At 75.6% G+C, this 1596-nt stretch carries 3 protein-coding genes; all 3 read right to left on the bottom strand.

Annotated features, from left to right (window positions below; genetic code table 11):
* Nucleotides 1–90: 90 nt before the first annotated feature.
* Nucleotides 91–687: a hypothetical protein gene (locus ACFXOZ_RS19225; protein ID WP_380591592.1), complete on the bottom strand. Its 597-nt coding sequence runs from the start codon at nt 685–687 to the stop codon at nt 91–93.
* Between the two features lie 118 nt (nt 688–805).
* Complete coding sequence (locus tag ACFXOZ_RS19230) at nt 806–1057, bottom strand: WhiB family transcriptional regulator (protein WP_380522410.1); 252 nt, start codon at nt 1055–1057, stop codon at nt 806–808.
* A gap of 38 nt (nt 1058–1095) precedes the next feature.
* Nucleotides 1096–1521, bottom strand: coding sequence for a hypothetical protein (locus tag ACFXOZ_RS19235; protein WP_380591594.1), 426 nt, complete (start codon nt 1519–1521; stop codon nt 1096–1098).
* Nucleotides 1522–1596 lie beyond the last annotated feature (75 nt).

Below are 1596 nucleotides of genomic sequence, written 5' to 3' on the forward strand. Positions count from 1 at the left end.
CCCGGCGGCGGTCAGCGCCGCGGCCGCGGCCGGGGGGGGGGCCCCGGGCCGCCCCCCGCCGCCGGTGGGGCGGGGGGGGCGCACGGCGGGTCAGGCGCGGGTGGGGGCGGTCCGGATGACGGCGAGGACGAACTCGACCGCCTCGGCCCAGGTGCTCAGGACGGCGGGCTCGCCGGTGGCCTCCACCGCGAGACGGCGGCTGGTGAGCTGGCCGAGCGCGGCCTCGGCGGTGCGGTGCACCTCGTCGGGGTAGACGAAGTCGGCCTCCAGTTCGGTGAGCAGTTCGCGGGTGCCGGTGCTGATCCGCGTCGTCAGCAGGCGCAGCGTCTGCGGGTCGACCGCGCCTTCGGCCGGGCCGGGGCGCAGCACGGTGCTGGTGGCCCGCAGCCGGGTTCGCTCGGCGAGCTCCTCGACCAGGCCGAGCAGGCCGGCTCGGCCCTGGGCCAGGTCCAGCTGCTCCTTGGCGTTGGCGATCCGGGCGGAGGGGATCCGCTGGCTGGGGCGCTGGGCCTCGTCGTACGCGCGGTCGGCGTCGATCGCGGCCGCCTGCCGCTCCTTTCGGGCGGTGCGCCAGGCGAAGCGCCGGGCCGGGTCCTCCAGCCAGCGGCCCAGCACCACCAGCTGCGCCAGCGGGTCGGGGGAGTGCTCCATGTCCAGGTGGGTGGCCATCCAGGTCGGCTTGCTCACGGGGTCCTCCTATATAGGGGAGAGGGGGTGGGTGCGTCGGGCACCGTCGACCGCCGCCGCCCCGTACCCGGGGCTGGCCGAGTTCGGGGCAGCGGCGAACGACAACCAACCGACGTGGTCAGGCGGTGCGGGCACGGTTGCGGGCCGCGCGGCGCTTCATCGCGCGGCGCTCGTCCTCGCTCATGCCGCCCCAGACGCCGGCGTCCTGGCCGGTCTCCAGGGCCCAGGTCAGGCACTGCTCCATCACGGGGCAGCGGCGGCACACGGCTTTGGCCTCTTCGATCTGCAGCAGGGCCGGGCCGGTGTTCCCGATCGGGAAGAACAGCTCGGGGTCCTCTTCGCGGCACACCGCGCGGTGGCGCCAGTCCATCGGTTTCTCCTTCTTCTCTGTGTCGTGGGTGTTCGTGCTCAGACGGTCTCGGGGAACCGGGCGGTGCGGGCGCGCTGGAGGAGGGCGGCGACGGTGTCGGGGTGGGCGGCCTCGTCCAGGACGTGGCGCTGCTCCAGGAGCGCGCCGCTGGCGGCCGGGGCGGCCAGCGTGCGCTCGGCCCAGAAGGTCAGGGCAGCGACGCCGGGCTCGGCGAGGACGCGGTCGCGGCGCTCGTCCCAGGCGGAGCAGTGCGTACGGATCCGGGTCTCGCCCAGGGTGCGCACGCTGATCTGCCAGGGCGACTCGGTCCGAATGGCGAGGACCTCGTACATGTCGTTCCAGTAGCCGCAGCGGTAGATGCCGCCGACCTGCTGCGGGCCGAGCTGGCGGGCGACGTAGCGGCGGTAGGCGGCCTGCTCGCGCCGGGCCTTGACGGTCGATCCGGTGGTGCTGGTGCTCTTCATGACGGCCTCCGGCCGGGAAGTTCACGGGCGCGCCCGCTGCGCCCCAGGCCCCCGTCAGGGGGGCCCGCGGGGCCC

It is taken from the genome of Kitasatospora sp. NPDC059160 (assembly GCF_042755465.1).
Taxonomy (GTDB): Bacteria; Actinomycetota; Actinomycetes; order Streptomycetales; family Streptomycetaceae; genus Kitasatospora.

Coding starts and splice junctions, on each gene's coding strand:
- ACFXOZ_RS19230 (WP_380522410.1), bottom strand. CDS start 1,057: ATGGACTGGCGCCACCGCGCGGTGTGCCGCGAAGAGGACCCCGAGCTG.
- ACFXOZ_RS19235 (WP_380591594.1), bottom strand. CDS start 1,521: ATGAAGAGCACCAGCACCACCGGATCGACCGTCAAGGCCCGGCGCGAG.